General features: G+C 69.1%; 27 protein-coding genes. 17 read left to right on the top strand and 10 right to left on the bottom strand.

Annotated elements, in window-relative coordinates; all coding sequences use genetic code 11:
- Window positions 1-7 precede the first annotated feature (7 nt).
- Window positions 8-1405 carry a hypothetical protein gene (locus AB0M51_RS24395; RefSeq protein WP_344195050.1) on the top strand — a complete coding sequence of 466 codons (1398 nt, stop codon included), beginning with the start codon at window positions 8-10 and terminating at the stop codon, window positions 1403-1405.
- A 125-nt stretch (window positions 1406-1530) separates the two neighbouring features.
- Window positions 1531-2064, top strand: coding sequence for a Rieske (2Fe-2S) protein (locus tag AB0M51_RS24390; RefSeq protein WP_344195052.1), 534 nt, complete (start codon window positions 1531-1533; stop codon window positions 2062-2064).
- 60 nt (window positions 2065-2124) lie between these two features.
- Here the strand turns inward: AB0M51_RS24390 and AB0M51_RS24385 are convergent, their stop codons facing one another.
- Together AB0M51_RS24385 and AB0M51_RS24380 are read right to left on the bottom strand one after the other, a co-directional pair.
- Complete coding sequence (locus tag AB0M51_RS24385; protein ID WP_344195054.1) at window positions 2125-3339, bottom strand: S8 family peptidase; 1215 nt, start codon at window positions 3337-3339, stop codon at window positions 2125-2127.
- A gap of 149 nt (window positions 3340-3488) precedes the next feature.
- Window positions 3489-3944, bottom strand: a complete 456-nt coding sequence (locus tag AB0M51_RS24380; protein ID WP_344195056.1) for a DUF6194 family protein — start codon at window positions 3942-3944, stop codon at window positions 3489-3491.
- 82 nt (window positions 3945-4026) lie between these two features.
- Here AB0M51_RS24380 and uvrC point away from each other — a divergent pair, with 82 nt between their 5' ends.
- From uvrC to yvcK, 3 genes are read left to right on the top strand one after another with little or no spacing between them, the layout of a single operon-like run.
- Window positions 4027-6051 carry an excinuclease ABC subunit UvrC gene (gene uvrC, locus AB0M51_RS24375; protein WP_344195058.1) on the top strand — a complete coding sequence of 675 codons (2025 nt, stop codon included), beginning with the start codon at window positions 4027-4029 and terminating at the stop codon, window positions 6049-6051.
- A gap of 6 nt (window positions 6052-6057) precedes the next feature.
- A complete protein-coding gene (gene rapZ / locus AB0M51_RS24370; protein ID WP_344195060.1) occupies window positions 6058-6924 on the top strand; it encodes an RNase adapter RapZ in 867 nt (288 codons plus the stop codon).
- Window positions 6921-7853, top strand: a complete 933-nt coding sequence (yvcK, locus tag AB0M51_RS24365; protein ID WP_344195062.1) for a uridine diphosphate-N-acetylglucosamine-binding protein YvcK — start codon at window positions 6921-6923, stop codon at window positions 7851-7853. The genes rapZ and yvcK overlap by 4 nt, the downstream gene beginning before the upstream one ends.
- Before the next feature lie 82 nt (window positions 7854-7935).
- On the opposite strand, the gene AB0M51_RS24360 is transcribed toward yvcK, so the two are convergent.
- Both AB0M51_RS24360 and AB0M51_RS24355 read right to left on the bottom strand, forming a co-directional pair.
- On the bottom strand, window positions 7936-9354 hold the full coding sequence (locus AB0M51_RS24360; protein ID WP_344195064.1) for a hypothetical protein: 1419 nt from the start codon (window positions 9352-9354) through the stop codon (window positions 7936-7938).
- Window positions 9351-9857, bottom strand: coding sequence for a SigE family RNA polymerase sigma factor (locus AB0M51_RS24355; protein WP_344195066.1), 507 nt, complete (start codon window positions 9855-9857; stop codon window positions 9351-9353). The genes AB0M51_RS24360 and AB0M51_RS24355 overlap by 4 nt, the downstream gene beginning before the upstream one ends.
- A 125-nt stretch (window positions 9858-9982) precedes the next feature.
- On the opposite strand from AB0M51_RS24355, the gene whiA reads away from it, so the two are divergent.
- The 8 genes from whiA to AB0M51_RS24315 all read left to right on the top strand — a co-directional run bounded on the left by whiA (window position 9983) and on the right by AB0M51_RS24315 (window position 16428).
- On the top strand, window positions 9983-10966 hold the full coding sequence (gene whiA, locus AB0M51_RS24350) for a DNA-binding protein WhiA (protein WP_137256843.1): 984 nt from the start codon (window positions 9983-9985) through the stop codon (window positions 10964-10966).
- Between the two features lie 83 nt (window positions 10967-11049).
- Window positions 11050-11436, top strand: a complete 387-nt coding sequence (locus AB0M51_RS24345) for a hypothetical protein (protein ID WP_344195070.1) — start codon at window positions 11050-11052, stop codon at window positions 11434-11436.
- A gap of 212 nt (window positions 11437-11648) precedes the next feature.
- Complete coding sequence (gap, locus tag AB0M51_RS24340) at window positions 11649-12653, top strand: type I glyceraldehyde-3-phosphate dehydrogenase (RefSeq protein WP_344195072.1); 1005 nt, start codon at window positions 11649-11651, stop codon at window positions 12651-12653.
- A gap of 71 nt (window positions 12654-12724) precedes the next feature.
- Complete coding sequence (locus tag AB0M51_RS24335) at window positions 12725-13918, top strand: phosphoglycerate kinase (protein WP_344195074.1); 1194 nt, start codon at window positions 12725-12727, stop codon at window positions 13916-13918.
- 5 nt (window positions 13919-13923) lie between these two features.
- Complete coding sequence (gene tpiA / locus AB0M51_RS24330; RefSeq protein WP_344195076.1) at window positions 13924-14736, top strand: triose-phosphate isomerase; 813 nt, start codon at window positions 13924-13926, stop codon at window positions 14734-14736.
- The gene (gene secG, locus AB0M51_RS24325) at window positions 14733-14966 is read left to right on the top strand and encodes a preprotein translocase subunit SecG (RefSeq protein WP_209695429.1); all 234 of its coding nucleotides are present in this window, start codon (window positions 14733-14735) and stop codon (window positions 14964-14966) included. Before tpiA ends, secG begins: the two co-directional genes overlap by 4 nt.
- A gap of 15 nt (window positions 14967-14981) precedes the next feature.
- On the top strand, window positions 14982-15341 hold the full coding sequence (locus tag AB0M51_RS24320) for an RNA polymerase-binding protein RbpA (protein ID WP_209695430.1): 360 nt from the start codon (window positions 14982-14984) through the stop codon (window positions 15339-15341).
- 94 nt (window positions 15342-15435) lie between these two features.
- Window positions 15436-16428 carry an SMP-30/gluconolactonase/LRE family protein gene (locus AB0M51_RS24315; RefSeq protein ID WP_344195080.1) on the top strand — a complete coding sequence of 331 codons (993 nt, stop codon included), beginning with the start codon at window positions 15436-15438 and terminating at the stop codon, window positions 16426-16428.
- On the opposite strand, the gene AB0M51_RS24310 is transcribed toward AB0M51_RS24315, so the two are convergent.
- Window positions 16409-18109 (bottom strand): BCCT family transporter, encoded by a 1701-nt coding sequence (locus AB0M51_RS24310; RefSeq protein WP_363750480.1) that lies wholly within the window; start codon window positions 18107-18109, stop codon window positions 16409-16411. The two genes, AB0M51_RS24315 and AB0M51_RS24310, sit on opposite strands and share 20 nt — an antisense overlap.
- 137 nt (window positions 18110-18246) lie before the next feature.
- Between AB0M51_RS24310 and AB0M51_RS24305 the strand changes: the two genes are divergently transcribed.
- Window positions 18247-19107, top strand: a complete 861-nt coding sequence (locus tag AB0M51_RS24305; protein ID WP_344195084.1) for an LLM class flavin-dependent oxidoreductase — start codon at window positions 18247-18249, stop codon at window positions 19105-19107.
- A 57-nt stretch (window positions 19108-19164) separates the two neighbouring features.
- Here AB0M51_RS24305 and AB0M51_RS24300 read toward each other — a convergent pair whose 3' ends face one another.
- Window positions 19165-19368 (bottom strand): cold-shock protein, encoded by a 204-nt coding sequence (locus tag AB0M51_RS24300; protein ID WP_134100749.1) that lies wholly within the window; start codon window positions 19366-19368, stop codon window positions 19165-19167.
- A gap of 423 nt (window positions 19369-19791) precedes the next feature.
- On the opposite strand from AB0M51_RS24300, the gene AB0M51_RS24295 reads away from it, so the two are divergent.
- A complete protein-coding gene (locus AB0M51_RS24295) occupies window positions 19792-20067 on the top strand; it encodes a protealysin inhibitor emfourin (protein ID WP_344195086.1) in 276 nt (91 codons plus the stop codon).
- A gap of 11 nt (window positions 20068-20078) precedes the next feature.
- Here the strand turns inward: AB0M51_RS24295 and AB0M51_RS24290 are convergent, their stop codons facing one another.
- From AB0M51_RS24290 to AB0M51_RS24280, 3 genes are read right to left on the bottom strand one after another with little or no spacing between them, the layout of a single operon-like run.
- Entirely contained in the window at window positions 20079-21524 is a 1446-nt protein-coding gene (locus AB0M51_RS24290; RefSeq protein ID WP_344195088.1) for a beta-N-acetylhexosaminidase, read from the bottom strand.
- 52 nt (window positions 21525-21576) lie between these two features.
- On the bottom strand, window positions 21577-22290 hold the full coding sequence (locus tag AB0M51_RS24285; protein WP_344195090.1) for a fructosamine kinase family protein: 714 nt from the start codon (window positions 22288-22290) through the stop codon (window positions 21577-21579).
- Window positions 22265-23467 (bottom strand): MFS transporter, encoded by a 1203-nt coding sequence (locus AB0M51_RS24280; protein ID WP_344195092.1) that lies wholly within the window; start codon window positions 23465-23467, stop codon window positions 22265-22267. The genes AB0M51_RS24285 and AB0M51_RS24280 overlap by 26 nt, the downstream gene beginning before the upstream one ends.
- Before the next feature lie 48 nt (window positions 23468-23515).
- Between AB0M51_RS24280 and AB0M51_RS24275 the strand changes: the two genes are divergently transcribed.
- Both AB0M51_RS24275 and AB0M51_RS24270 read left to right on the top strand, forming a co-directional pair.
- Complete coding sequence (locus AB0M51_RS24275; protein ID WP_344195094.1) at window positions 23516-24190, top strand: CGNR zinc finger domain-containing protein; 675 nt, start codon at window positions 23516-23518, stop codon at window positions 24188-24190.
- 170 nt (window positions 24191-24360) lie between these two features.
- Window positions 24361-24777 carry a VOC family protein gene (locus AB0M51_RS24270; protein WP_325035707.1) on the top strand — a complete coding sequence of 139 codons (417 nt, stop codon included), beginning with the start codon at window positions 24361-24363 and terminating at the stop codon, window positions 24775-24777.
- A 45-nt stretch (window positions 24778-24822) separates the two neighbouring features.
- Here AB0M51_RS24270 and AB0M51_RS24265 read toward each other — a convergent pair whose 3' ends face one another.
- Window positions 24823-25557, bottom strand: coding sequence for a phytanoyl-CoA dioxygenase family protein (locus AB0M51_RS24265; protein WP_344195098.1), 735 nt, complete (start codon window positions 25555-25557; stop codon window positions 24823-24825).
- Window positions 25558-25617: the final 60 nt, after the last annotated feature.

Here is a 25617-nt window from a genome sequence, read left to right as displayed (position 1 = left end):
GGATGGAATGACTGAATCGAACTGGCAGGGGGACATGCTGCGCCGGATGGCGGAGCAGTCACCGGCCGACCACCCCGACCAGCCCGAGGCTGCCCAGGAAACACCTGCCCAGCAGGCACCTGCGCCACAGCCCCCTGCGGCCCAGCAGCCGACCCCGCCGGAGCAGTACCAGCACCCGTATCCTCAGCCATATCAGCAGCAGCAGTACGAGCAGCCCTATCCGCAGCAGCCGTACCAACAGCCTTACCAACAGCCCTATCCACAGCAGTACCAGCAGCCACCGCCACCTCCTCCGCAGTACCAGCAGCCACCACCACCATCGCAGTACCAGCAGCCACCTCCTCCTCCGCAGTACCCGCCGCAGCAGTACCAGGAGCAGTACCAGCAGCAGTACCCGCCGCAGGGGTACCAGCAGGAGCCGCAGTACCAGCCGCAGTACCAGCAGCCGCCGTACGAGGAGTATCCGCCGCAGGGGCAGCACAACCCGGGCCAGGTGCCGTACCAGGACTACTACGACCAGGTGCCGCCGGAACCCACCGGCGGGACGTGGTCGACGCCACCGACCCCGCAGTCCGACCAGCTCGGCCGGCCGCAGGGGTCCGACGGGGACTCGGTGTTCCGCCGGTTCCGCCGGATCGCGTCCGAGGCGGCGTACGTCGTCGGCGGTTCCGGCCGGATGCGCCGCGACGTGAACCACCTGGCGACCGTCCGCCGCCCGATCGCGATCATGCGCCGGGTCGGCGTGCTCAGCCCGATCACGAACGCCGGTACGTCGACCGTCAGCGCGCTGCTCTCCACGATGCTCAGCACCCAGCGCTCTGACCGGGTCGTCGTGGTGGACGCGGACCCGGCCGGGGCCGAACTGTCCCGGCGGCTGGAGGTGTCGTTCGGAGCCGGGCCGGTCGAGGGCGTCTCACTGGTCCGCAGCGAGAGCACCGCCGAGGCGATCCGTTCGACGCTGGCCGAGGTCCAAGGCCAGGGCGCGCGCGACGTCGGCCTGGCGGTCGTCGACTGCCCGGGCAGCATGTACGACCCGATCGGATCGGAGATGGCGGTCTCCGCGCACTGCGCGGTGCTCGTCGTACCGTCCGCCCAGCAGTTCGCGCAGTACTGCCTCGCGCAGCTCGACCAACTGCCGCCGGAGGGCCAGGACGTCCTGCTGCACCGCGGCGTCATCGTGATCACCGTCGTCGAGAACGTGCCGCCGGATTCGGTGGACTGGCTCGTCGAGGCGTTCCGGCAGCGGGGTCTGCAGCCGGTCGTGCTGCCGTACGACGAGCACATCGTCACCGGCTGGCCGCTGCGGTCGGACCAGCTCCGGTCCGAAACCCGGGACGCCGTGCTCGAGCTGGCCGCCCGGGTCGTCGGCACAGTGACCGGCACGAGGACCGGCGCTCCCAGCTGACTCACAGGAAACCTTCAAACAGCGGTTCAACCCGGATCGGGTGAACCATTCGGCTGATCCGGTCGTTTGAGTAGACGGACAGCGTTCAACAACTTCGATCAGCAGGCTCCTGGAGGTCCAGATTCATGAGCGATGACACGACGGCATCGACCACCCCATCGGCGGACGGCGGGCTGCGGGACCGCAGGACGGTGCTGCGCTGCGCGGCGATGGTCGCCCTGGCGGGTGCCGGCGCGCCGATCCTCGCGGCCTGCGGTGGCAGCGACACGTCCGGGAACGGGAGCACCGGGGGCGCCGGCACGGGTACGTCGCCGTCCGCGACCGGCTCCGCTCCGAGCGCGAGCGCCTCGTCGAGCGCGGGTGGCAGCGGTACGGTGCTCGGCCCGGTGTCCGACGTACCGGTCGGCGGCGGGAAGGTGTTCGCCGACGCGAAGGTCGTGGTGACGCAGCCGACCGCGGGCACCTACAAGGGGTTCTCGGCGGTCTGCACGCACCAGGGAAACCCGATCGGCTCGGTGGAGGGCGGCCAGATCATCTGCCCGTTCCACAACAGCCACTTCAGCATCAAGGACGGCAGCGTGGTCAGCGGACCGGCGCCGTCGCCGCTGCCGGCCGTCAACGTGAAGGTCGAGGGCGGCAACATCGTCGAGTCCGCCTGACACGCAGCCCCGGACATGGCGAAGGCCCGGTCACCGGGGGACCGGGCCTTCGGCGCAGGGTCAGGACTGGTCAGACGCCCCGACGTACAGCAACTTGTTCGGTGAGCCGGTGCCCGGGTCGCCCACCTTGTCGGCGGTCGAGCCGGTGACCAGCGCCTTCGCGACGTCGGCCGGGGTGGCGTCCGGGTGGTCGGCCAGGTAGAGCGCGATTCCGCCCGCGACATGCGGTGTCGCCATCGACGTACCGCTCATCTTCGCGGTCGCGTCCGGGCCGGTGATGCCGACCGAGGTGATGTCCACCCCCGGGGCGAACAGGTCGACGCACTTGCCGTAGTTCGAGAACTCCGCGCGCTGGTCCTGGTCGTCGGTGGCGCCGACCGTGATCGCCGACGGCTCCTTGGCCGGCGAGCTCTGGCAGGCGTCCGCGTTGTCGTTGCCGGCAGCAACGGCATAGGTGATGCCGGCGCCGACCGACGCCTTCACCGCGGCGTCCAGCGCGTCGTCCGCGCCGCCGCCGAGGCTCATGTTCGCGACCGCGGGCTTCTTCGCGTTCTTGGTCACCCAGTCGATCCCGGCCACCACGGACTCGGTCGAGCCCGAACCCTTGCAGTCCAGTACCCGGACCGCGATCAGCTTCGCGGCCTTCGCCAGCCCGTACGTCGTACCGCCGATGGTGCCGGCCACGTGGCTGCCGTGGCCCATGCAGTCGACGCCGTTCTGGCCGTCGCCGACCGTGTCGGTGCCGACCGACGCGCGGTCGCCGAAGTCCTGGTGCTTGGCGTAGATGCCGGTGTCGATGATGTAGACGTTGACGTTCTTGGCGTCCGTCGACGGCTCGTACTTCTTGTCCAGCGGCAGGTCCCGCTGGTCGGCACGGTCCAGGCCCCACGGCGGGTTGTCCTGGGCAACCGTGATCTTCTGGTTCTGCTGGACGTACGCGACCCGGGAGTCGCCGGCGACCTTCTTCGCCTGGTCCTCGGACATGGTCGCCGAGAAGCCCTTGATGGACGCGTCGTACTGGTCCTTGACCTTGACGTCGTAGCTCGCCGCCAGGCTCTGGGTGGCGACCCGCGTCTGGGCCCGGGTGGTCGCGTCGTTCAGCACGACGATGTAGCTGCCGGGGATCGCGTTCGGGTTGCCGGCGCCGCGGATACTCACCGGTGCGGGCTGCGCCGCGTTGCTGCCGGTGGCAGCAGAGACGATTCCGGTGACGGCCAGCGCCGACGCTGCGACGATACCGAACAATGCGCGTGGTCTGCTAAGGGAAGGGGACATGGGCGGAACTCCCTCGAGTCAGCGCAAGGCCTTGTTGCCTCACGCAAAGGACCTGCACATCTACCCTTGTCCACAAGTAAGACAGCTCGCCCATCCCAGCCGGGGATAAATCTCGACTTATGAGCCAACCCGAAACAGGACCGCAATCTTCAGCTCGTTTGCCGGGCCTCGTGGTTGGCGTACTTCCGGGCCGCGAACCCGTACGCCTCCTCGATCAACGGCAGCAGCCGGTCCAGACCGGTCGGGTTCACGATCGCCACCCAGTACTGCGAGGCGTAGAACGGATGCGGCATCAGGGTGTCGCGGGCCGTGTAGTCGTGGCCGGAGTCGAGCACCCAGTCGGCGTCGCGGTCGGTGGGCACCGGGCCGAAGAGCTCGCCGTACGTCGCCTTGGTGAGGCCGAGGTTGAGCCGCCAGGCGCCCGGCTGGTCGAGGTTCGACACCTTCTCGTAGTGGTCGCCGGTGACAATGGTGGCGAAGGGTTGCTGCCGCTCCGGTGGCAGGTCGCCGGCCGGGTCGTACAGGTAGAAGAGGTCGTCCTGGGCCTCGAGCACCCGGACGCCGTCGTACGCGCGGATCGTCCGATCAACATCTCCGAATCTCATACCTTCAAGTGTGTCATTTAAGCGCCCATTGAAGCTTTGTGCCGATTCCGGGTTTGTCGGCGGGCCGAACTAGGGTGGTTGGGTGGCTGATCCGTCCTCGTACCGTCCCGCTCCGGGTTCGATTCCCGATTCGCCCGGCGTCTACCGCTTCAGCGACTCCGCCGGCCGGGTGATCTACGTCGGCAAGGCGAAGAACCTGCGCGCCCGGTTGTCGTCGTACTTCCAGGACCTGGTGAACCTGCATCCCCGGACCCAGGCGATGGTGACGACCGCCTCGAAGGTCGAGTGGACCGTGGTCGGCAGCGAGGTCGAGTCGCTGCAGCTGGAGTACTCCTGGATCAAGGAGTACGACCCGCGCTTCAACGTGAAGTACCGCGACGACAAGTCGTACCCGTGGCTCGCGATCACCCTCAACGAGGACTACCCGCGGGTGATGGTCGGCCGCGGCCAGAAGAAGAAGGGCGTCCGGTACTTCGGCCCGTACAGCCACGCGTGGGCGATCCGCGAGACCGTCGACCTGCTGCTCCGGGTGTTCCCGATGCGCTCGTGCAGCAAGGGCGTGTTCAACCGGCACCGCCAGATCGGCCGGCCCTGCCTGCTCGGGTACATCGGCAAGTGTGCGGCTCCCTGCACCGGACAGGTCAGCCAGGAGGAGCACCGCAAGATCGTCGACGACTTCGCGGCGTTCCTGTCCGGGCAGACCGCGACGTACGTGCGCCGCCTGCAGAAGGAGATGCAGGCCGCGGCCGCCGAGCTGGAGTACGAGCGGGCCGCGAAGATCCGCGACGACCTGGCCGCTCTGGAGAAGGCACTGGCGAAGAACGCGGTGGTCCTCGGCGACGGCACCGACACCGACGTGATCGCGCTCAGCGAGGACCCGCTCGAGGTCGCGGTGCAGATCTTCTACGTCCGCGGCGGCCGGATCCGCGGTGAGCGTGGCTGGATCGCCGACAAGGCCGACGGTACGGCGACCACCGGGGACCTGGTCTCCCGCTTCATCCAGCAGATGTACGCCGACGACTCGGTGGACGCGATCCCGCGGGAGATCCTGGTTCCGACCGTGCCGGAGGACGCCGCGGCGTTGACCGAGTGGCTCGAGGGGATCCGGGGCGCGCGGGTGTCGATCCGGGTCCCGCAGCGCGGCGACAAGAAGTCGCTGATGGAGACCGTCGAGCGGAACGCGCTGCAGACGCTGACCATGCACAAGACCAAGCGCGCCAGCGACCTCACCACCCGGAACCAGGCGCTCGAGGAGATCCAGGCGGCGCTCGACCTGCCGGAGGCGCCGCTGCGGCTGGAGTGCTACGACATCTCGAACCTGCAGGGCACCGAGGTGGTCGCGTCGATGGTGGTGTTCGAGGACGGCCTGCCGCGGAAGAGCGAGTACCGGCGGTTCGTGATCAAGGGCGTCGACGGGCAGAACGACGTCGCCTCGATCGCCGAGGTCCTGACCCGCCGCTTCAAACGCCTCCTCGACGAACGCGCGACGATCACCGACGACGACGATCCGAACGCGGCCCTGATCGACCCGGAGACCGGTCGTGCGAAAAAGTTCGCCTACGCGCCGGGACTCGTGGTCGTCGACGGCGGTCCACCCCAGGTAGCGGCAGCCCGGCAGGCGATGGACGAGCTCGGGGTCGGCGACATCCCGGTCGTCGGCCTGGCCAAGCGCCTGGAGGAGGTGTGGGTCCCGGACGAGGAGGACCCGGTGATCTTCTCCCGGACCTCCGAAGGCCTGTACCTGCTGCAGCGGCTCCGTGACGAGGCGCACCGGTTCGCCATCACCCACCACCGCAACCGGCGGTCCAAGTCGATGGTCGAGAGCACCTTGGACGAGGTGCCAGGACTGGGTGAGGTGCGGCGTAAGACGTTGCTGCGCCATTTCGGCTCGCTGAAGAAGTTGCGCGGCGCCACCGTCGGCGAGGTGGCCGAGCTGCCCGGTTTCGGGCCGCGGCTCGCGGAGTCCGTCGTACTGGCGGTTAACGCTGCTGCAACGAAGGCGGAAACCGGCCGTGCTCCGGCGGTCAACACGGCGACAGGCGAGATACTGGGCGACGACGTCCCGGCGCCTGCCGAGGCGCCCGACGGGGATGCAGGGGAGAACTGAGAACTGATGGACGACACGGGCGGCAACCTGATCATCGTGTCCGGGATGTCGGGCGCGGGCCGGAGTTCGGTCGCCGACGTACTGGAGGACCTCGGCTGGTTCGTGGTGGACAACCTGCCGCCGATGTTCCTGACCACGCTCGTCGAGCAGGTCGTCGGGACCGGCGCGGCGCCGCGGCTCGCGGTCGTCGTGGACGTCCGGACCGGGCTGTTCTTCGAGGAGCTGAGCTCCGCGATCCACGACCTGCGGCTGAAGGGGTACCGGCCGCTGACGCTGTTCCTGGAGGCGTCCGACGACGTGATCGTCCGCCGGCAGGAGAGCGTCCGCCGGCCGCACCCGTTGCAGGGCGAGGGCCGGCTGCTGGACGGGATCCAGCGTGAGCGCGAGCTGCTCGGCGACATCCGGGCCGGCGCCGACCTGGTGATCGACACCTCCGCGCTGAACATCCACCAGCTGGCCGCGAAGATCGTGAACGCGTTCGGCGACGAGGAGAACGCCGAGCTCCGGGCCACCGTGGTGTCGTTCGGGTTCAAGTACGGCATCCCGGTCGACGCCGACGTGGTCGCCGACATGCGGTTCATCCCGAACCCGTACTGGCAGCCGGACCTGCGCCCGATGACGGGCCAGGACAAGCCTGTGTCAGACTTCGTGCTCGGCCATCCGCTGGCCCAGCAGTTCCTGCAGAACTACGTGGACGTGCTGGACACCCTGCGGACCGGCTACCTGAACGAGGGCAAGCGCTTCGTCACCGTCGCGATCGGCTGCACCGGGGGTAAGCACCGCAGCGTCGCGATGGCCGAGGAGATCGCCCGCAGGCTGCGCGAGAAGGGCTCACCGACGTTGGTAGTGCACCGGGATCTGGGGCGCGAGTGACGCGGGTCGTCGCTCTGGGCGGCGGACACGGACTGGCGGCCTCGTTGTCCGCGCTGCGGCATGTCACCGACCAGCTGACCGCGGTCGTCACGGTCGCGGACAACGGCGGCTCGTCCGGGCGGCTGCGGCGCGAGCTCGGCGTACTGCCGCCCGGCGACCTGCGGATGGCGCTGGCCGCGTTGTGCCGGGACGACGAGTGGGGCCGCACGTGGGCCGACGTACTGCAGCATCGTTTCCGCAGCGACGGTGAGCTGCACGACCACGCGGTCGGCAACCTGCTGATCGTCGCACTGTGGGAGCTGCTCGGCGAGGCGGTCGACGGGCTCGACTGGGTCGCCCGGCTGCTCGGTGCGCAGGGCCGGGTGCTGCCGATGTCCGCCGTACCGCTGGACATCACCGCGCGCGTGCTCGGCCTGGACCCGGAGCACCCGGAGGCGATCGCCGAGATCCGCGGCCAGGCGGAGGTGGCGTCCACCGACGGCCACGTGGTCGACGTCGCGCTCGACCCTGCCGACCCGCCGGCCTGCCCCGAGGCGCTGATCGCGATCGCGGAAGCCGACTGGGTCGTCGTCGGGCCCGGCTCGTGGTTCACCTCGGTGATCCCGAACCTGCTGGTCCCCGAGCTGTGCCGCGGCCTCGAGCAGACCAGCGCCCGCCGGCTGCTCACGCTCAACCTCGGCGAGCAGAAGGGCGAGACCGCCGGCTTCTCACCCGAGACCCACCTGGAGGTGCTGGCCGGCCACGCCCCCGACCTCCGGATCGACGTCGTCCTCGCGGACGCCGGTCACGTGCCCGACCCCGAGTCGCTGCGCCGTACCGCGCAGTCCCTCGGAGCCGAGCTCGTGATCGCCGACATCGCCGACGACGACCGCGACCTCCACCACGCTCCCGACAAACTCGCGAAGGTCTACCGGGAGATCTTCAGCTAGGACCTGTCTGGTAATCCAACGCCTACTGCGGGGCACTCGGCACGGCATCTCCTCGCTACGACGCTGGATCACCAGACAGGTCCTAGTCGAAATCGGCGTCGATCTGCTTGGTCGCGGTGTAGATCTGCTTCCCGTGTGCGTCGTACCCCCGGACCCGCACGTTCTGCAGGTCAGAGTTCCCACCGGTCAGGCCCCAGATGTAGAACCCGTTGGAGACCAGGGCCCGGGTCGGTCCCTGCTTCGGCAGATCCACCACGAGTTGCGCAACGCCGTCGGGCACCATCCCGAAGTCGAACGAGTCCGCGAACTTCCCGTTCGCCTGCACAGCACCCCGTGTGTAGTCGTACGGTCCCTTGGCAGTCGCGCCGAGCATGTGGCACCACGCGAACACCTTCCGGTCCGGCGAGATCAGTACGGCGGTCAGCTTGTCGCCGGTGCCGGTCTTGAGCGCGACCTTCCAGTCCTTGGTGAGCGGTCCGGCGGCGGTGATGCGCGGGTCACCCGACGGGTTCTGCATGTAGATGTCGTCGACGCCACGGCACCGCGTCCTGACCTGGTCGTCGGTGAGTGGGCTCGCCGGTGGCGCCGGCACGAGAGCCTTGCCGGTCAGCGGGTCCTTCGTCAGTACGGCGTCCGGGATCACCGGCGCGGCGGTCTTGAGCGTGACGTTCGACGGGACCGTGGGCTGCACGCGTGCTGTTTCCGGGGTCGGGATGGTGACGTCGTAGGTCTTGTGACCCGCTGCGTCGTACCCACGGATGCGCTGGATGCGCGAGGGGAGAGGCAGATCGCCCAGGCTGTAGAAGCCGTCTGCACCGACGAGCGCCTGCCGGGCCTCACCGCCGCCTTCGAGATTCACCACCACCCGGCTGACGTCGGCGGGCACCCGCGGGGCGTTCAGGCTCGCCTCGGAGGGGACCTGCCCGGTGATGGCCTTGGTCGGGAAGCGTCCGTAGGCCTGCACCAGACTGACGCCCGACAGCATGCAGGTGGCGGCGATCGACCCGTCCGGCGACAAGAAGGTGGCCTGCGCGGAGTCGCCGGTGCCCGACTTCACCATGACTTTCCAGTCCGCGGCGAGCGTTCCGGCCTTGTCGGGATCGTTCCCGCCGTGCTCCTGCGCGGCGTCCCGGAACTCTTGGTCGCCGGGCTTGCACCGGTCACGCAGTTCGGCGTCACTCAGGTTGCTGACCGGCGGGGGTGCCAGCACCGGCTTGCCCGTCTCGTCGTCGAGGATCTGGCCGGTCTTCACGTCGATCGTCAGCGTCACGCCAGGCGTCGGCGTACCGACCGGGCCGTTGCCATCGGTGCGGTTCGCGGACCAGGTGGTGACGCCGGCGATGATCGCGCCGGTGGTGAGGACGGCGGTGGAGACCGTCGCGATCCGGGTCTTCCGGACGGAGCGCCGGGCGCGGACCAGCAGGTCGTCGACGTCGGTACTCAGCGGACGGTCGGTGTCGTCGGCGGCCGCGGCCAGCAGACGTTCGATATCGGTGCTCACGAAGCGCTCCTTTCGGTCTGGTCGATGAGTTCACGGAGGCGGGTGAGGGCTCGGGAGGTTTGGCTCTTCACGCCGCCGGTGCTGATGCCGAGGACGTCGGCGGTCTGTTCGAGGCTGAGGTCGGCGTAGTGCCGCAGGACGACGCAGGCTCGTTGGCTCGGCGGGAGCGCGGCGAGGGCCTGTACGACGAACAGCCGGTCGTCGACCGTGCCGGCCGGATCGGGCAGGCGGGTGGCCTGGTCATCGGCATCCACGAGGCGTTCGCGGCGCCACGGCCGGCGGGACTGGTCGAGTACTGCGGTCACCAGACACTTGTGGGCGTACCCGTTCAGGCCTTGCGTACGGTCGATCCGGTGCCAGCGCCGATACACCTTCACCAGCGCGTCCTGCGCGGCGTCCTCGGCGCGGTGCCAGTCGCCGCACATCAGGTACGCCGTACGGCGCAGGCGGCGGATCGCCGACGTCGCGAACTCGGTGAACTCGGCTTCGTCCGGTGCCTTCATGCCCCTCCTCTCAGGTTGTCGACGAGGTAACGGGACCAGCCGCGCGGAAGGTTGCAACGTAACCGCGGCACGCGGCGCCCGTTGGTCCTCCGAGGGTCTTTGACATGGGTGGGAGGATGCTTTCTATGGCGATGACAGCACAGGTGAAGTCCGAGCTGACCAGCATTCAGGTCACGAAACCGTGTTGCCGCAAGGCTGAGGTCTCGTCGATCCTGCGGTTCGCGGGCGGGCTGCACCTGGTGTCCGGGCGGATCGTCGTGGAGGCGGAGCTGGACAGCGGCGCCGCGGCCCGGCGGTTGCGCAAGGACATCGCCGAGATCTTCGGGCATCCGTCGGACGTCGTGGTGATCTCCCCGTCCGGCATCCGCAAGCAGACGAAGTACGTCGTGCGCGTGGTCCGCGACGGTGACGCGCTGGCGCGGCAGACCGGCCTGGTGGACAACCGCGGCCGTCCGGTCCGCGGCCTGCCGCCGGCGGTCGTGTCCGGTGCGTCGTGCGACGCGGTTGCCGCGTGGCGCGGCGCCTTCCTGGCGCACGGTTCGCTGACGGAGCCCGGCCGGTCGTCCTCGCTCGAGGTGACCTGCCCGGGTCCGGAGGCGGCGCTCGCGCTGGTCGGCGCGGCCCGCCGGCTCGGCATCGGTTCGAAGGCGCGCGAGGTCCGCAACGTCGACCGGGTGGTGATCCGCGACGGCGACGCGATCGGTGCGCTGCTGACTCGGCTCGGCGCGCACGAGTCCGTGCTCGCGTGGGAGGAGCGCCGGATGCGCCGCGAGGTCCGCGCCACCGCGAACCGGCTCGCCAACTTCGACGACGCGAACCTCCGCCGCTCGGCCCGGGCCGCGGTGGCCGCGGGTGCGCGGGTGGAGCGTGCGCTGGAGATCCTCGGCGACGACGTACCCGATCATCTGCAGGTGGCCGGCAAGCTCCGGCTGGAGCACAAGCAGGCAAGCCTCGAGGAGCTCGGCCAGCTGCACGAGCCGGCCCTCACGAAGGACGCCGTCGCGGGCCGGATCCGGCGGCTGCTGGCCATGGCGGACAAGCGCGCCGCCGACCTCGGCGTCCCGAACACCGAGGCCAACCTGACCCCGGAGATGCTCGACCCGGCCTGACCGGATCGTTATCTTCACGGGCCCGTACGACGCTTGCGAAGTTGATTGGATCGGCGCAACGGGGGTTGCCATCCGATGAACACGTGAGGACGACGATGGGTACCCAGGAAGAAGAAGCCGCTGCGCTGGCGGAACTCGAACGCGTACGGACCGAGAACGCGATCAAGGAGATGCAGCGCGCGGAAGAGCTGCGGAAGCTCCAGGAGCAGCAGCAGAACAAGATGGTCGCCGACGGCCGGCCGGCGGTCAGTTGGCCGGACAACGAGGTGCAGGCCGCACCTGGTGCGCTGGACAAGGTGGCCGGCGCGCTGCGGGTCGGGAAGGCCGGGGACGCGGCGTTCGCGCATGACCTGCTGAGCAGTGGCCAGACGCCGTTGGGCGGGGTTTCGAAGCCCGAGCAGGGCGCCGACGGAGCCCGGCAGCAGCAGGCCCGCGGGCGGGCCGCGAACCCCGCACTCGGCCTCGGTTGAGCGGTCGATCCGGCACCAGCTGGTCAACTGGTATTCACGACGTGGCCCGGGTCTGTTTCCGGGGCCTTGTCACGTCGGGGTGGTCTGCTCCGACGGCTACCGACCGGTTGCGGTGGTCTGATGTGGACGCTACCAGTTGGCCAGGTGGGCTGTTGGGCTAGGGTTCGGAATGTAGCGGCAGTGAAAAGCCAGTTCAGAGGAGACGTAGTCCCGTGACCGTACGCGTAGGTATCAACGGCTTCGGCCGCATCGGCCGTAACTTCTTCCGCGCCGTGCAGGCGTCCGGTGCCGACATCGAGGTCGTCGCCGTCAACGACCTGACCGACAACCAGACCCTCGCTCACCTGCTGAAGTACGACTCGATCCTGGGCCGTTTCCCGGGTGAGGTCTCCGCCACCGACGACGAGATCACCGTCGCCGGTCACTCGTTCAAGGCGTTCGCCGAGCGCGACCCCGCGAACCTGAAGTGGTCGGATGTCGGCGCCGACGTGGTGATCGAGTCCACCGGCTTCTTCACCGACGCCACCAAGGCCAAGACGCACGCCGACAACGGTGCCAAGAAGGTCATCATCTCCGCCCCGGCGAAGAACGAGGACCTGACGATCGTGATGGGCGTGAACCACGAGCTGTACGACGCCGAGAAGCACACCGTGATCTCGAACGCGTCCTGCACCACGAACTGCCTGGCCCCGATGGCGAAGGCGATCCACGACGCGTTCACGATCGAGCAGGGTCTGATGACCACGATCCACGCGTACACCCAGGACCAGAACCTGCAGGACGGCCCGCACAAGGACCTGCGTCGCGCCCGCGCCGCGGCCCTGAACATCGTGCCGACCTCGACCGGTGCCGCGAAGGCGATCGGCCTGGTGCTGCCGGAGCTCAAGGGCAAGCTGGACGGCTACGCGCTGCGCGTCCCGACGCCGACCGGCTCGGCCACCGACCTGACCGTGAACGTCGGCCGGGAGACCTCGGTCGAGGAGGTCAACGCCGCCGTCAAGGCCGCCGCCGAGGGCCCGCTCAAGGGTTACCTGAAGTACACCGAGGACGAGATCGTCTCCACCGACATCGTCACCGACCCGGCCTCCTGCATCTTCGACGCCGGCCTGACCAAGGTGCTCGGCAGCCAGGTCAAGGTCGTCGGCTGGTACGACAACGAGTGGGGCTACTCGAACCGCCTCGTCGACCTGGTCAACCACGTCGGCGCCTCGCTCTGACGCATCCCGTCGCCCTGCGTCCGGACGAACTGTCCCGGACGCAGGGCTCGTTCACCCGAGGAAGCTGAACTGTGAAGACCATCGAAGATCTCGGCGACCTGGCGGGCCAGCGGGTACTGGTCCGGTCCGACCTGAACGTGCCGATCAAGAACGAGGTGATCGGCGACGACGGCCGGATCCGCGCCTCGCTGCCGACCCTGATCAAGCTGGCGAAGGCCGGCGCGAAGGTGATCGTCACCGCCCACCTCGGCCGCCCGAAGGGCACGCCGAACCCGGAGTTCACCCTGGCCCCGGTGGCCAAGCGACTCGGCGAGCTGCTGCAGCCCGAGGGCATCACGGTGCGTTTCGCCACCGACGTCACCGGTGACGCGGCCCAGTCCGCCGTGCAGGACCTGGACGAGGGCGAGGTCCTGCTGCTGGAGAACGTGCGGTACGACCCGCGCGAGGAGAGCAAGGACGAGGCCGAGCGCGGTGCGCTGGCCGAGGAGCTCGCGGCGCTCGCGGACGTGTTCGTCAGCGACGGCTTCGGTGTCGTGCACCGCAAGCAGGCCAGCGTGTACGACGTGGCCCGCAAGCTCCCGCACGCGGCCGGCGGCCTGGTGCTCGCCGAGGTCGACGTACTGAAGAAGCTCACCGAGGACCCGGCCCGGCCGTACGTCGTGGTGCTCGGCGGCGCGAAGGTGTCGGACAAGCTCGCGGTCATCGACAACCTGCTCGCCAAGGCCGACAAGCTGCTGATCGGCGGCGGCATGGTCTTCACGTTCCTCAAGGCCCAGGGCCACGAGGTCGGCAAGAGCCTGCTCGAGGAGGACCAGCTGGACGTGGTCCGCGGCTACCTGAAGGAGGCCGGCGACAAGATCGTGCTGCCGACCGACATCGTGGTCGCGCCCGAGTTCAAGGCCGACTCCCCGGCGACGGTGGTCGCGGCCGACGCGATCCCGGCCGACCAGCTCGGCCTGGACATCGGCCCGGAGTCCGGCAAGGCGTTCGCGGCCGAGGTCGCGACCGCGAAGACGGTGTTCTGGAACGGCCCGATGGGCGTCTTCGAGATGGCTGCGTTCGCCGGCGGAACCAAGGCGGTCGCACAGGCGTTGACCGAGGTGGACGGCCTGAGTGTCGTCGGCGGCGGGGACTCCGCGGCCGCCGTCCGGCAGCTAGGCTTCGCCGACGACGCGTTCGGCCACATCTCCACCGGTGGCGGGGCGTCGCTCGAATACCTGGAGGGCAAGGAGCTCCCGGGTCTCGCCGTACTGGAAGAGGACTGACACCGATGGCCGACCCCACAGCTGCCCGGACGCCGTTGATGGCGGGCAACTGGAAGATGAACCTGAACCATGTCGAGGCCGTGCACCTGCTGCAGAAGCTGAGCTGGACGCTGCAGGACAAGAAGCACGACTTCGACCGGGTCGAGGTGGCGGTGCTGCCGCCGTTCACCGACATCCGCAGCGTGCAGACGCTGGTCGACGGTGACCGGATGAAGATCAAGTACGGCGCCCAGGACGTGTCCACGCACGACTCCGGGGCGTACACCGGCGAGATCTCGGCGTCGATGCTGACCAAGCTCGGCTGCACCTACGTGTTGACGGGCCACTCGGAGCGCCGGCAGCACCACCACGAGACCGACGAGGTCGTCAACGCGAAGACCGCGAAGGCGATCGAGGCCGGGCTGACCCCGATCATGTGTGTCGGCGAGGGCCTGGAGGTCCGGAAGGCCGACGGCCACGTCGAGCACTGCCTGGGCCAGGTCGACGCCGGACTGGCCGGGCTGAAGCAGGACGACGTCCGCAAGCTCGTCATCGCGTACGAGCCGGTCTGGGCGATCGGCACCGGCGAGGTGGCCACTCCGGAGGACGCGCAGGAGGTGATCGCCGCGATCCGTGGCCGGATCGAGGAGACGATTTCACCCTCGGTCGCCGACTCGGTACGGATTCTTTACGGTGGATCGGTGAAGATGGCCAGTGCAGGTGGCATCATGGCCCAACCGGATGTCGACGGCTGCCTGGTCGGAGGTGCGAGCCTTCAGGTGGACGAGTTCGCCGGCATCTGCCGTTACCTGGACCTTCAGTTAGGCTACTCCTCGTGATTCTCGCTTTCTCGATCGTCGTGATCGTCTGCAGCCTCATGCTGACGTTGCTCGTCCTGCTGCACAAAGGCCGCGGTGGCGGTCTGTCGGACCTCTTCGGTGGCGGTGTGTCGTCCAGCCTGGGCGGCTCCTCGGTCGCCGAGCGGAACCTGGACCGGATCACCATCGGCATCGGTCTGGTCTGGTTCGCTGCCATCGTCGCGCTCGGCCTGCTCTACAAGCTCGGCTGAGGGGAGTAGGTTCCCGTGGCTGGTGGTGGCAGTGCGATTCGTGGCAGCCGGGTCGGTGCCGGGCCGATGGGCGAGGCGGAGCGCGGCGACACCGCGCCCCGGCAGCGCATCGTGTTCTTCTGTGCGAACGGGCACGAGACCGCGACCTGGTTCGCGGTCGAGGCGGCCATCCCGGAGGAGTGGGACTGTCCACGGTGCGGTCTTCCGACCAGCACCGATGTGAACAACCCGCCTCCGCCGCCGAAGATCGAGCCCTACAAGACGCACCTGGCCTACGTGAAGGAGCGCCGCTCCGAGCAGGAGGCCCAGGAGATCCTCGGCGAAGCGCTCGAGAAGCTCCGTGCCCGCCGCGCGCGCGGCGAGGTCATCTACTAGCAGCATCGTGAACAGCCCGGCCGGATCCGGCCGGGCTGTCTCCGTTTCTGTACCGCTTGTGGCCGGACGGCTGCAGCGCGCTAAGGTCGGCGGCATGAAGTCGCCGATCGCTCCGGTCCGCTGGACGCCGCCGCCTGCCCCGCCGGTGCGGCACCCGGCGAACCTCGACGTCGAGGTCGTCGAGCTGCCCGGCCCCGGCCCCGAGGACACGTTGATCGACACCGACGGCAGCGTCCTCACCGGTCTGTACGACGGCCGCATCCTGCGCGTCTCCGCGGACGGCCGCACGATCAGCACCCTCGCCGACACCGGCGGCCGCCCGCTCGGGCTGGAGTGGTTGCCGGACGGCAAGGTCCTGATCTGCGACGCGAACCGCGGCCTTCTCACGCTGGACCGGGACAACCGGATCGCCACGCTGCTGTCCGAGGTCGACGGCCGCCCGATGCGGTTCTGCAACAACGCCGACGTCACCGAGGACGGCACGATCTACTTCACCGACTCGTCGACGCGGTTCGGCATCGACGAGTGGATGGCCGATCTGCTCGAGCACTCGACGACGGGCAGCGTGTACCGCCGCACGCCCGACGGCGAGGTCACCCGGCTCGCGACCGGGCGGGGCTTCCCGAACGGCGTGGCCCTCAGCGCGGATCGCCGCTCGCTGTTCTGGGCCGAGACCGCGACGTACGGGCTCTACAAGCTCGACCTCACCACGGACGGGGTCGAGCCGGTGCAGGTCGCCACGATCCCCGGCCTCCCGGACAACATCGCGCGCGGCTCCGACGGCCTGATCTGGGTCGCCGTCGGGTCGCCGCGGAACGCCGTACTCGATCTGCTGCTGCCGAAGCATCCGGTGTTCCGCAAGCTGGTGTGGTCGTTGCCGGACGCCCTGAAGCCGAAGGCCGCGGACATCATCGAGATCCAGGCGTACGACGAGACCGGCAGGCTGGTGCACGACCTGCGCGCGAAACACCCGGCGTTCCACATGCCGACGGGCGTCCGTGAGCGCGACGGGAAGGTGTGGCTAGGCAGCATCGGCACCAGCTCCCTAGCCACGTTCCCGACGCCGGCTACTCCTGCTGGGGCTTGACCACCAGGGCGAAGTCCTCGCCGTGGTTGCTGACGCCTTCGATGACCGCCGCCTCGACGGCCTCCGAACCGATCGCGTCCCGAAGCATCAACGGGTCGGTGCGCAGGTCCTTCGCGAGTGCGACCGCCAGGCCGACCATCACGACCGCGAACGGCAGGGCCGCGACGATGGTGACGTTCTGCAGACCTTGCAAGGCGTCCGAACCGCCACCGCCGGCCAGCAGCATGACCGCCGCGACGGCGCCGGTGAGGACGCCCCAGAACACCACCAGCGGCTTCTTCGGCTCGATCGCGCCACGCTCGGACAGGGTGCCCATCACGATCGACGCGGCGTCCGCGCCGGAGACGAAGAAGATCGCCACCAGCATCACGACCAGGATCGTCGTCACCGCGCTGAGCGGGAGGTGGTCGAGCATGCCGAACAGCTGGCCTTCGGTGGTCGACGCGCCGGCGATGTCGGTCCCGCCGCGCTGGATGTCGATCGCCGTACCGCCGAAGATGCAGAACCAGATCAGGCTGACCAGCGACGGCACCAGCAGAACGCCGGTGACGAACTGGCGGATCGTCCGGCCCCGGCTGATCCGGGCGATGAACATGCCGACGAACGGCGTCCACGAGATCCACCACGCCCAGTAGAAGACGGTCCATCCGGACAGCCACTTGGCCATCGCGTCACCGCCGCTGGCCTCGGTCCGCGCCGCCATCTCGGCGAGATCGCGGAAGTAGTCGCCGATCGCGGTCGGCACCAGGTTCAGGATCAGCACCGTCGGACCGACGACGAACACGAACACGGCGAGCACCACGGCGAGCACCATGTTGATGTTCGACAGCCACTGGATGCCCTTGGCGACGCCGGAGACGGCAGAGGCGACGAAGGCGGCGGTCAGGACGGTGATCACGCCGACCATGACCCCGTTGCCGGTCTTGTCCAGCCAGCCGAGGATCCGGACGCCGGAGCCGATCTGCAACGCGCCGAGGCCGAGCGAGGCGGCCGATCCGAACAGCGTCGCGAAGATCGCCAGCCCGTCGATCAGCTTGCCGATCGGTCCTTCGGTACGACGTCCGAGCAGCGGGGCGAAGGCCGCGCTGATCAGCTGTGACCGGCCGCGCCGGAAGGTGCCGTACGCGATCGCGATCCCGACGACGGCGTAGATCGCCCACGGGTGCAGTGTCCAGTGGAACAGTGTGGTCGCCATCGCGGTCTCGAGAGCCTGCGACGACCCGCCTTCGACAGTGCCGGGCGGCGGACTGGTGAAGTGCGAGAGCGGCTCGCTGACGCCGAAGAACATCAGGCCGATGCCCATGCCGGCGCTGAACATCATCGCCACCCAGGACACGGTCCGGAACTCGGGCTTCTCGTCGTCGCGGCCGAGCGGGATCCGCCCGTACCGGCCGGCGGCGAGCCAGATCACGTAGACGACGAAGCCGGAGGCCAGCAGGACGAACAGCCAGCCGGTGTTCTGCTCGACCCAGCCGAGGGCCGAGGTGGACGCCGTACCGAGGCCGGCGGCGTCGACGATGCCCCAGGCGACGAACGCCAGGGCGATGACCGCGGTGACCCCGAAGGTGACGCGGTCGAGGCCGGAGCCGCGACTTCGGCTGCCGGGAGGTGGTGGAGTTGCGATAGCGGGATGTGTTGCGGGGTCGGGGGTGTCTGCCTGGCGGTCGATATCGATGGCCACAGGTAAGTCACGCCTCGCTCGGGCGCGCCTCCGTTCTCTCGTCTCGGGATAAGTGCCATCTGACCGTGTCGGAGATCGTGGCGAAACGCAACAATCGTGGTTTCGGCCACACTGCGGGCACCCGCTAGGGTGCGGGCATGCGTTTCGGGATTGCGATTCTTCCGGAGTACCGGTGGCGGGACGCCGCGCCGCGGTGGCGGCGGGCCGAGGAGTACGGGTTCGACCACGCCTGGACGTACGACCACCTGACCTGGGCCGGGTTGCAGGACTCGCCCTGGTACGGGACGACGCCGACGCTGACGGCGGCCGCGACCGTGACGTCGACGATCAAGCTCGGCACGTTCGTGACGTCGCCGAACTTCCGGCATCCGCTCGCGCTGACCCGGGAGATCCTCGCGATCGAGGACGTGTCCGACGGCCGGTTCCTGTGCGGGATCGGCGCCGGCGGCAGCCTGGACGCGACGATCCAGGGCGGGCCGGAGCTGACCCCGCGGCAGCGGCAGGACCGCTACCAGGAGTTCGTGAAACTGCTGGACATCCTGCTGACGACCGACGGCGTGGACTTCAAGGGCGAGTACTACGAGACCCGCAACGGCCGCACTCTGCCTGGTTGCATCCAGCAACCAAGAGTGCCGTTCATCCTCGCCGGTAACGGCCCGCGCTCACTCCGGTTCGCCGCCGGGCACGGCGACGGCTGGATGACGACCGGGGGAGCGGCTGACGACCTGGACGGCTGGTTCCGGTCGGTCGCCGACCTCAGCCACCGACTCGACGACCTGGTCGAAGGCCGCCCGTTCGATCGGTACCTGTCCCTGGACTCGGTCGTCTACGCCCTCTCCAGCCCGGCGGCTTTCGAGGACGCGGTAGGCCGCGCCGCCGCCCTCGGCTTCACCGATGTCATCACCCACTGGCCACGTGCCGAGGGTGTGTACGGCGGCTCCGAGGAGGTCATGGAGCAGGTCGCGACGGACGTGATCCCGAGACTGCGCCGAGCATGACGAAGGGGCCGCACGCCGGTCGGTGTACGGCCCCTTCGTGGTGTGCTGGAAGGGCGATCAGATCGCGCGGATGTTCTCCGCCTGCAGGCCCTTCTGGCCCTGGGTGATCTCGAACTCGACGCGCTGGTTCTCGTCCAGCGAGCGGAAGCCCGACATCTGGATGGCCGAGTAGTGCGCGAACACGTCCGCGCCACCGTCATCCGGGGTGATGAAGCCGAAGCCCTTGTCAGCGTTGAACCACTTGACAGTACCGACAGCCATTTGTCTATCTCCTCGATGGCTATTAACAATCCGTGGCCCACACCTCATGGACCACGCGTCGCCGAAAGGCCCCAGACGACAGACCGGCCATGCAGCACAGCAAAGTCAGGGAGTCCAAAACTGCAACGCCATAACTGTAGCCGTTCTGCGGCGCGATGGTAGGGGTGACCACAAACACGTGTCGCTGATTGTCGCGAATCGCTACCCTCCGTGGCCGGCCGATCCGGGGCGTCCTGGGCCTTGCCCGGAACCGGAAATCCGGCGCCGACCTGCTGTTTCGCGGGCGGCGCCGGGTGCGGGAGATTGGCAACGTCGGACAATTGACCGGTACGCCGGGTGATGGGCGCAGGATTCTGATCGAATTTCCCGGCGTGTCGCGCGGCTGTGGACAGTTGCGCGAAGTGCAACAACAAGGAGACGGAAATGATAGTGACAGTGACGCGGAGTGGTGGTTTCGCGGGACTCACCAAGCGCGGCGAACTGGACACCGCGGGGCAGCCCGACGCCGACCGCGTCGAGTCAGCGGCCCGCGCGCTGGCCGCCAAGGACCTGGGCTCCGGCCGGCCGCAGCCGGACCGGTACGTGTACCGGCTGGAGGTGCGTGACGGCCAGAGCGCGGCCGTCACGCAGCACACCGTCGCCGAGCAGGACGTGGACCCGACCACCGCCTGGCTGCTCGACCGGGTCCTCGACCACTAGGGCACGTCCCACTAGGCCCAGTCGATCTCCGGCGCCCGGTAGAAGTTGACGCCGAGGACGTCCCAGCGCGGACCCTGTTCGGCAAGCCGGCTCTTGTACGCCGTCCAGTCGAGCGCGTCCTCCGCCGACCACCCGAGCTCCGCGATCCCGGGCAGCCGCGGGAACACCATGAACTCGACCTTCGCCAGGTCGTCGAGTGTCTCCGTCCACAGCGGCGCCTCGACGCCGTCGATCGCGCTCGCGGGCACGTTCGGGATCAGCGTGGCCGGGTTCCAGCTGTACGACTGTTCGACGCTGACCAGTCCCGCCCAGTCCAGGCCGAGCGGCGTCTCCGCGTGGTACTTCATGTCCAGGTACGACCGGTTCGCGGGGGAGAGGACCAGCGTCGCGCCCTGCTCGACGGCCTTGACGGCGAGTGCCTGCGCCTTCTCGTCCTCGGTGCCCCAGTACTGCACCACAGTCCCGGCCGGCAGCGGTGCGTCCGCGATCTCGTGCCAGCCCATCACCCGCTTGCCCTGCTTCACCACCAGTTGGGCCGCCTTCGGCACGAAGGTCAGGTAGTCCTCGTGCGGTGTCGAGTGCGCCTCGTCTCCGCCGAGGTGCACGACCTCGGCCGGCGTCTGCTCGGCGACCTCGCGGAACACGTCGTCCAGGAACTCGTACGTACGGTCCAGGTCGACCGTCAGCGTGCTGAAGCCGACCTCGGTCTCGGTGTAGAGCTTCGGAGCGACCCCGTCCGCGTTGAGTTCTGGGTACGACGCCAGCGCCGCGTTGGTGTGCCCGGGCGTGTCGATCTCCGGTACGACGGTGACGTAGTGCTCCCCGGCGTACCGGACGAGCTCGGCGTACTCGTCCTTCGTGTACGAGCCGCCCGTACCGCCTCCGACCTGCAGGCTTCCGCCGTACTGCGTGAGACGTGGCCAGGAGTCGACCTGGATGCGCCAGCCCTGGTCGTCGGACAGGTGGAGGTGCAGCCGGTTGATCTTGTAGAGCGACACCAGGTCGATGAAGTGCTTCACCTGGTCGACGGTGAAGAAGTGCCGGGTGACGTCGAGCATCACGCCGCGGTAGCCGTACCGCGGGGCGTCCGTGATCGACGTACCGGCCACCTGCCACGGCCCGTCCTGCTGGGTGGTGGCCTCTGCTTTCGCGGGCAGGAGTTGGCGGAGCGTAGTGACGCCGCGGAACACGCCTTCGGCGGTGCCTGCCGTGATCGTCACGCCGGATGCGTCCGCGTGCAGCTCGTACGCCTCACCCGCCTGGGAGCCTTGCGTGGAGAGCGTGATCGTGCCGGCGCCGTCCTGCACCGGGAGTGGGTAGCCGGTCGAGCGGCGGAGCCTGGTGGCGAACTGGTTGGCGATCGCGCGTGCGGCGGGGTCAGTGCCGATGGTGGCGTCGGGCTGCAGTGTGAACGTCTGCTCGGGAAGCGCCTGCTGCGCGGTGGGCTGCGGAATCATGCTCGTGAGTGTTCGCGGCGCACACGGTTACGTCAAGAGGCTTCAATATCGCTCAGTATCGCCGCGCGACGTCGAGCGCCTGGCTGATGTAACCGCCGCCGAACAGTTCCGCGTGCACCAGGAGCGGATGGAGTTGGTGCAGCCCGACCCGGTCCCGCCAGCCGTCGGCCAGCGGGTGCACCTCGTCGTACGCGCGGAGCACCCGCTCGAGGTGCGGCAGGCCGAAGAGGGCGAGCATGGCGAGGTCGGACTCGCGGTGTCCGCCGTGCGCGGCGGGGTCGATCAGGTGGACGCCGTCCGGGGTCCAGAGCACGTTACCGGACCACAGGTCGCCGTGGATCCGGGCTGGCTCGTCGGCGGCGTCGTACGCGCCTGCTTCCAGCCGCTCGCAGAGGCGCTCCACACCAGGCAGGCCGTACGGCCGGAGCCGCAGGTTCGCGTAGAACGCGCCCCACGAGGCTGACGGCTCCCTGGCGTGAGGCAGCGGCAGGGCGCCGATGTAGCCGTCTCCGTCCCACCCGTCCGGCGGTACGCCGAAGTAGCGGGCGCCGGCGTCATGCGTGACGGCCAGCCGCCGGCCGAACTCCTCTGCGGCAGCCGCGGTCGGCGGAGCCGTGTCCAACCTGTTGGTGGTCAGGTGCGTGGCTGAGACCTCAAGCGGCTCAGCCACGGGCACTCCGCCTGGTACTGCGAGCCACCGCAGCCCTGCGGCCTCTACCTCGAAGAACCCAGCTGGTGCGTCACGCCGGCTCTTCACAAAGGTCATGCGGCGACTCTTGCACGCCCGTACGCCGCCTTGTCAGCAGGGGCTCGCTCAACATCACCAAAGCCGCGGCCGCGGTCAGCAGCCCGCCGACGAGTGCTACAGCTCGTACGGACGTGTGATCGATCAGTGCGCCACCTACGAACGCTCCTGCCGCGATCCCGACGTTGAACGCCGAACTGGTCCCGGCCGACGCCATGTCCGTACTGCCAGGCGCGACATGCAGCGTCCGGCTCTGAGTGGCGACAGCCAGGCCGCTGAACGCCAACCCGATCACCGCGATCAGGGCCACCGTGACGACCTGCACCTGGCCCAACGCGAACAGCAGGAACAAGCAGGCCGTGAGCAGACCCAGCGGAATCACCACAGCGCCCCACGGGTACCGATCGAGGACGCGCCCCACGACCAACGTGCCGACCAGCCCACCAGCGCCGCTCGCCATCAGCATCGGACCGAGCGCGTCAGGCGAAAGTCCGGTGATGTCCAGCAGGAACGGCGTGACGTACGTGTTGAACGTCAGGAACCCGGTCACGCCGACAGCTGACGTGACCAGCAGTACGACGTACCGCATCCGGTCGGGGGCGGTACCTCGCCGGGACGGGCTGTCCGCGACCTCGGTGCGCGGCAGCAGGACGACGATGCCGGCACAGGCCGCCGCGCCGAGCACGGTCATCACGACGAACGGCATCCGCCAGCCTGCCTGCTCGCCGAGCCAGGTGCCGAGCGGGATGCCGAGGATCGGCGCGAGCGCGGTACCGATCGCGAGCCGGGCAACCACCCGGCCGCGGAACTCGGGCGGGAACAGGCCGGTCGCGATCGGCGGCGCGATCGACCAGAACAGCGCCTGCGAGACAGCGATCAGGAGTCGCGCGGCGAACAGCAGCTCGTACGACGGGGCGGCCGCGGAGAGCGCGGTGGCGACGGTGAGGACCCCGAGCGTTCCGGACAGCACGAGCCGGCGGGGGAGGTGGTGGGTCAGTCGGGCGAGCGGGAGGGACGCGAGCACGACGACCGCGGCGTACCCGGTGACGAGCAGACCGACCTGCGAGCGGGAGCGGTGCAGGTCGTCGGCGATCACGGTCAGCAGACCGATCGGGAGCACCTCGATGGTCACGAACGAGAAAGTCGAGACGCCGAGGAACGCCAGGGCGGCGTTCGCTCGACGGGACGAGAGGGGCATGAGTCACCTGATCCCGGCATGAGTAGGGTTACTGGTAGCGTCTCACCTATGGCCGACAGGTTTCACGGGGAATTCCGCATCGTGGGCGGGCATCCTGCGCTCGACCTGGTGAACACCGTCACCCCGCGGCTGCGCGGCGGCGATCCGGAGCACGACTACCTGACGTCGGCGGCCGACCTGCTCGCCTGGAGCCGCCGGGTCGAGCTCGTCGACACCCGCGATCTCAGCTCGGTCGAGGGCACCTGGCGGACCACGCCGGAGCTGGCCGCGAAGGCACTGCGCGCCACGCTGGAGATCCGCGAGGCGACGTACGACGTGCTCGCGAAGCGCGCCGACGGGGCGGTGGCCGCGGGTCCCGGAGGCAACCGCAGTACGGGTTCCGCGTTCGAGCGCTTGATGTTGCGATGGTCGGCGGCGGCCGCGCGGTCGATGCTGATCCCGGACCGGAGCCGCGAGCGCGGAGTGGCGGAGCTGGTGGTCGGGACGTCGCCGGCCCAGCTGATCCCGGACCGCCTGGTGGTGGCGGCGGTCGAGCTGGTGCGGACGGTCGACCTGCGGCAGCTGAAGGCCTGCCCGGTCGACGACGGCGGGTGCGGGTGGCTGTTCCTGGACCGGAGCCGGAACGGTTCGCGGCGCTGGTGCGCGATGGAGGACTGCGGTACGCGGGTCAAGATCCGCAAGCTCGGTGAGCGCCGGCGTGCTACCGGCGTACCGGCTTTTTAGTGGTAGTAATACCGTCAGCTACGGGCTCACTACGCGAGAACGCGTGTCGAAAGGTGCGAATTGTCCTCGCGACCTGTCATCGTAGGCGGCCGGGCCTTCCGACCAAGTGGGCCTTGGCCCGTCCTGCCCCACCACGGAGCAGGGCGTACGAAACAGGATGTGGAGGACAGATGACGCAGGTGGCAGAGCAGCCGGGCAGTACTGCCGGGCGGCTCGGCTCGGTGGTGCTGGACTGCCCGGACCCACTCGAGCTCGCCCAGTTCTACTCGGCGCTGCTGGGGCTGGACATCGACGAGAACGGCGACGAGGACTGGCGGAGCCTGACCGGCCCGGGTTCCTCGCTGGGGTTCTCGACGCTGGCCTTCCGGCGCTCGGAGGAGTACGTGCCGGCCACGTGGCCGGGCACCGAAGCGCAGGACCTTCACCTCGACCTGATCGTCGAGGACATCTCCAGCGGTCACGCAACGGTCGTCGCCCTCGGCGCCGAGCCGCTCGACCCGCTGGACCCGCCGCCGGCCGAGAACGCTCGCGGCTGGCGGATCTACGCCGATCCGGCGGGGCATCCGTTCCGGATCTGTCTCGAGTAGGTCACCGACGAAGGGCCCGCCGCAGGAGACGGGCCCTTCGTCATGTCAGGCCCCGCTGTAGTTGAAGTGCCGGGAGGCGTCGTACCGCGGGACCGGCTGGTAGCTGTTCACCCCGGGCTCCCCGCGCAGGTGGAACGCGCTCGGGTACGGCGTCTCCGGGTCGGTGATCCGCGTCGACGTCGGGATGTACCGGATGGTCAGCCCGCAGCGCCGGTGCGGGGACGTGTTCGCGTTGCTGCCGTGCACGATGTTCGGGTGGTGCACCTCGACGTCGCCGGGCGCGAGCACCATGTCAACGGCCTGCGCCTCGTCGACCTCGACCGCGATCTCCTTGCCGAGCACGCTCTCCACGGCGGTGTTGTCGCGCATTCCTTCGATCCCTGAGCGATGACTGCCCGGGATCACCCGGACGCAGCCGTTCTCCGGCGTCGAGTGGTCGACGGCCAGCCAGAGCGTCACCACCTCCATCGGGTCGAGCGGCCAGAACGCGGCGTCCTGGTGCCACAGCACCGGCTGGCCGGAGTACGGCGGCTTCGAGATGTAGTGCGACGCGAACAGCGCGATGTCCGGCCCGATGAACTTCTCGGCGATGTCGACCAGCCGGTCGTCGCTCACCAGCCGGACCCAGAACGGGTCGTCGCGCAGATAGACGTGCCCGAGCTGCTCGGGCCGTACGTCGGGGTGCCGGGCCTGCAGCCACTCGACATGATCGTTCACTTCCTTGATCAGGTCCTGGTCGATGACGTTGCGGAAGATGGCATAGCCGTCGGTTTCGAACATGCATCCAGCGTGGGGGACAAGGGTGTGGGGAACTAGCAGCGGTACGACGAGAATTTGTAC

The organism is Kribbella sp. NPDC051137, from assembly GCF_040682535.1.
Taxonomy (GTDB): domain Bacteria; phylum Actinomycetota; class Actinomycetes; order Propionibacteriales; family Kribbellaceae; genus Kribbella; species Kribbella karoonensis.
Note: the sequence above shows the minus strand (reverse complement) of the source record. Positions and strands in the feature narration are given on the sequence as shown.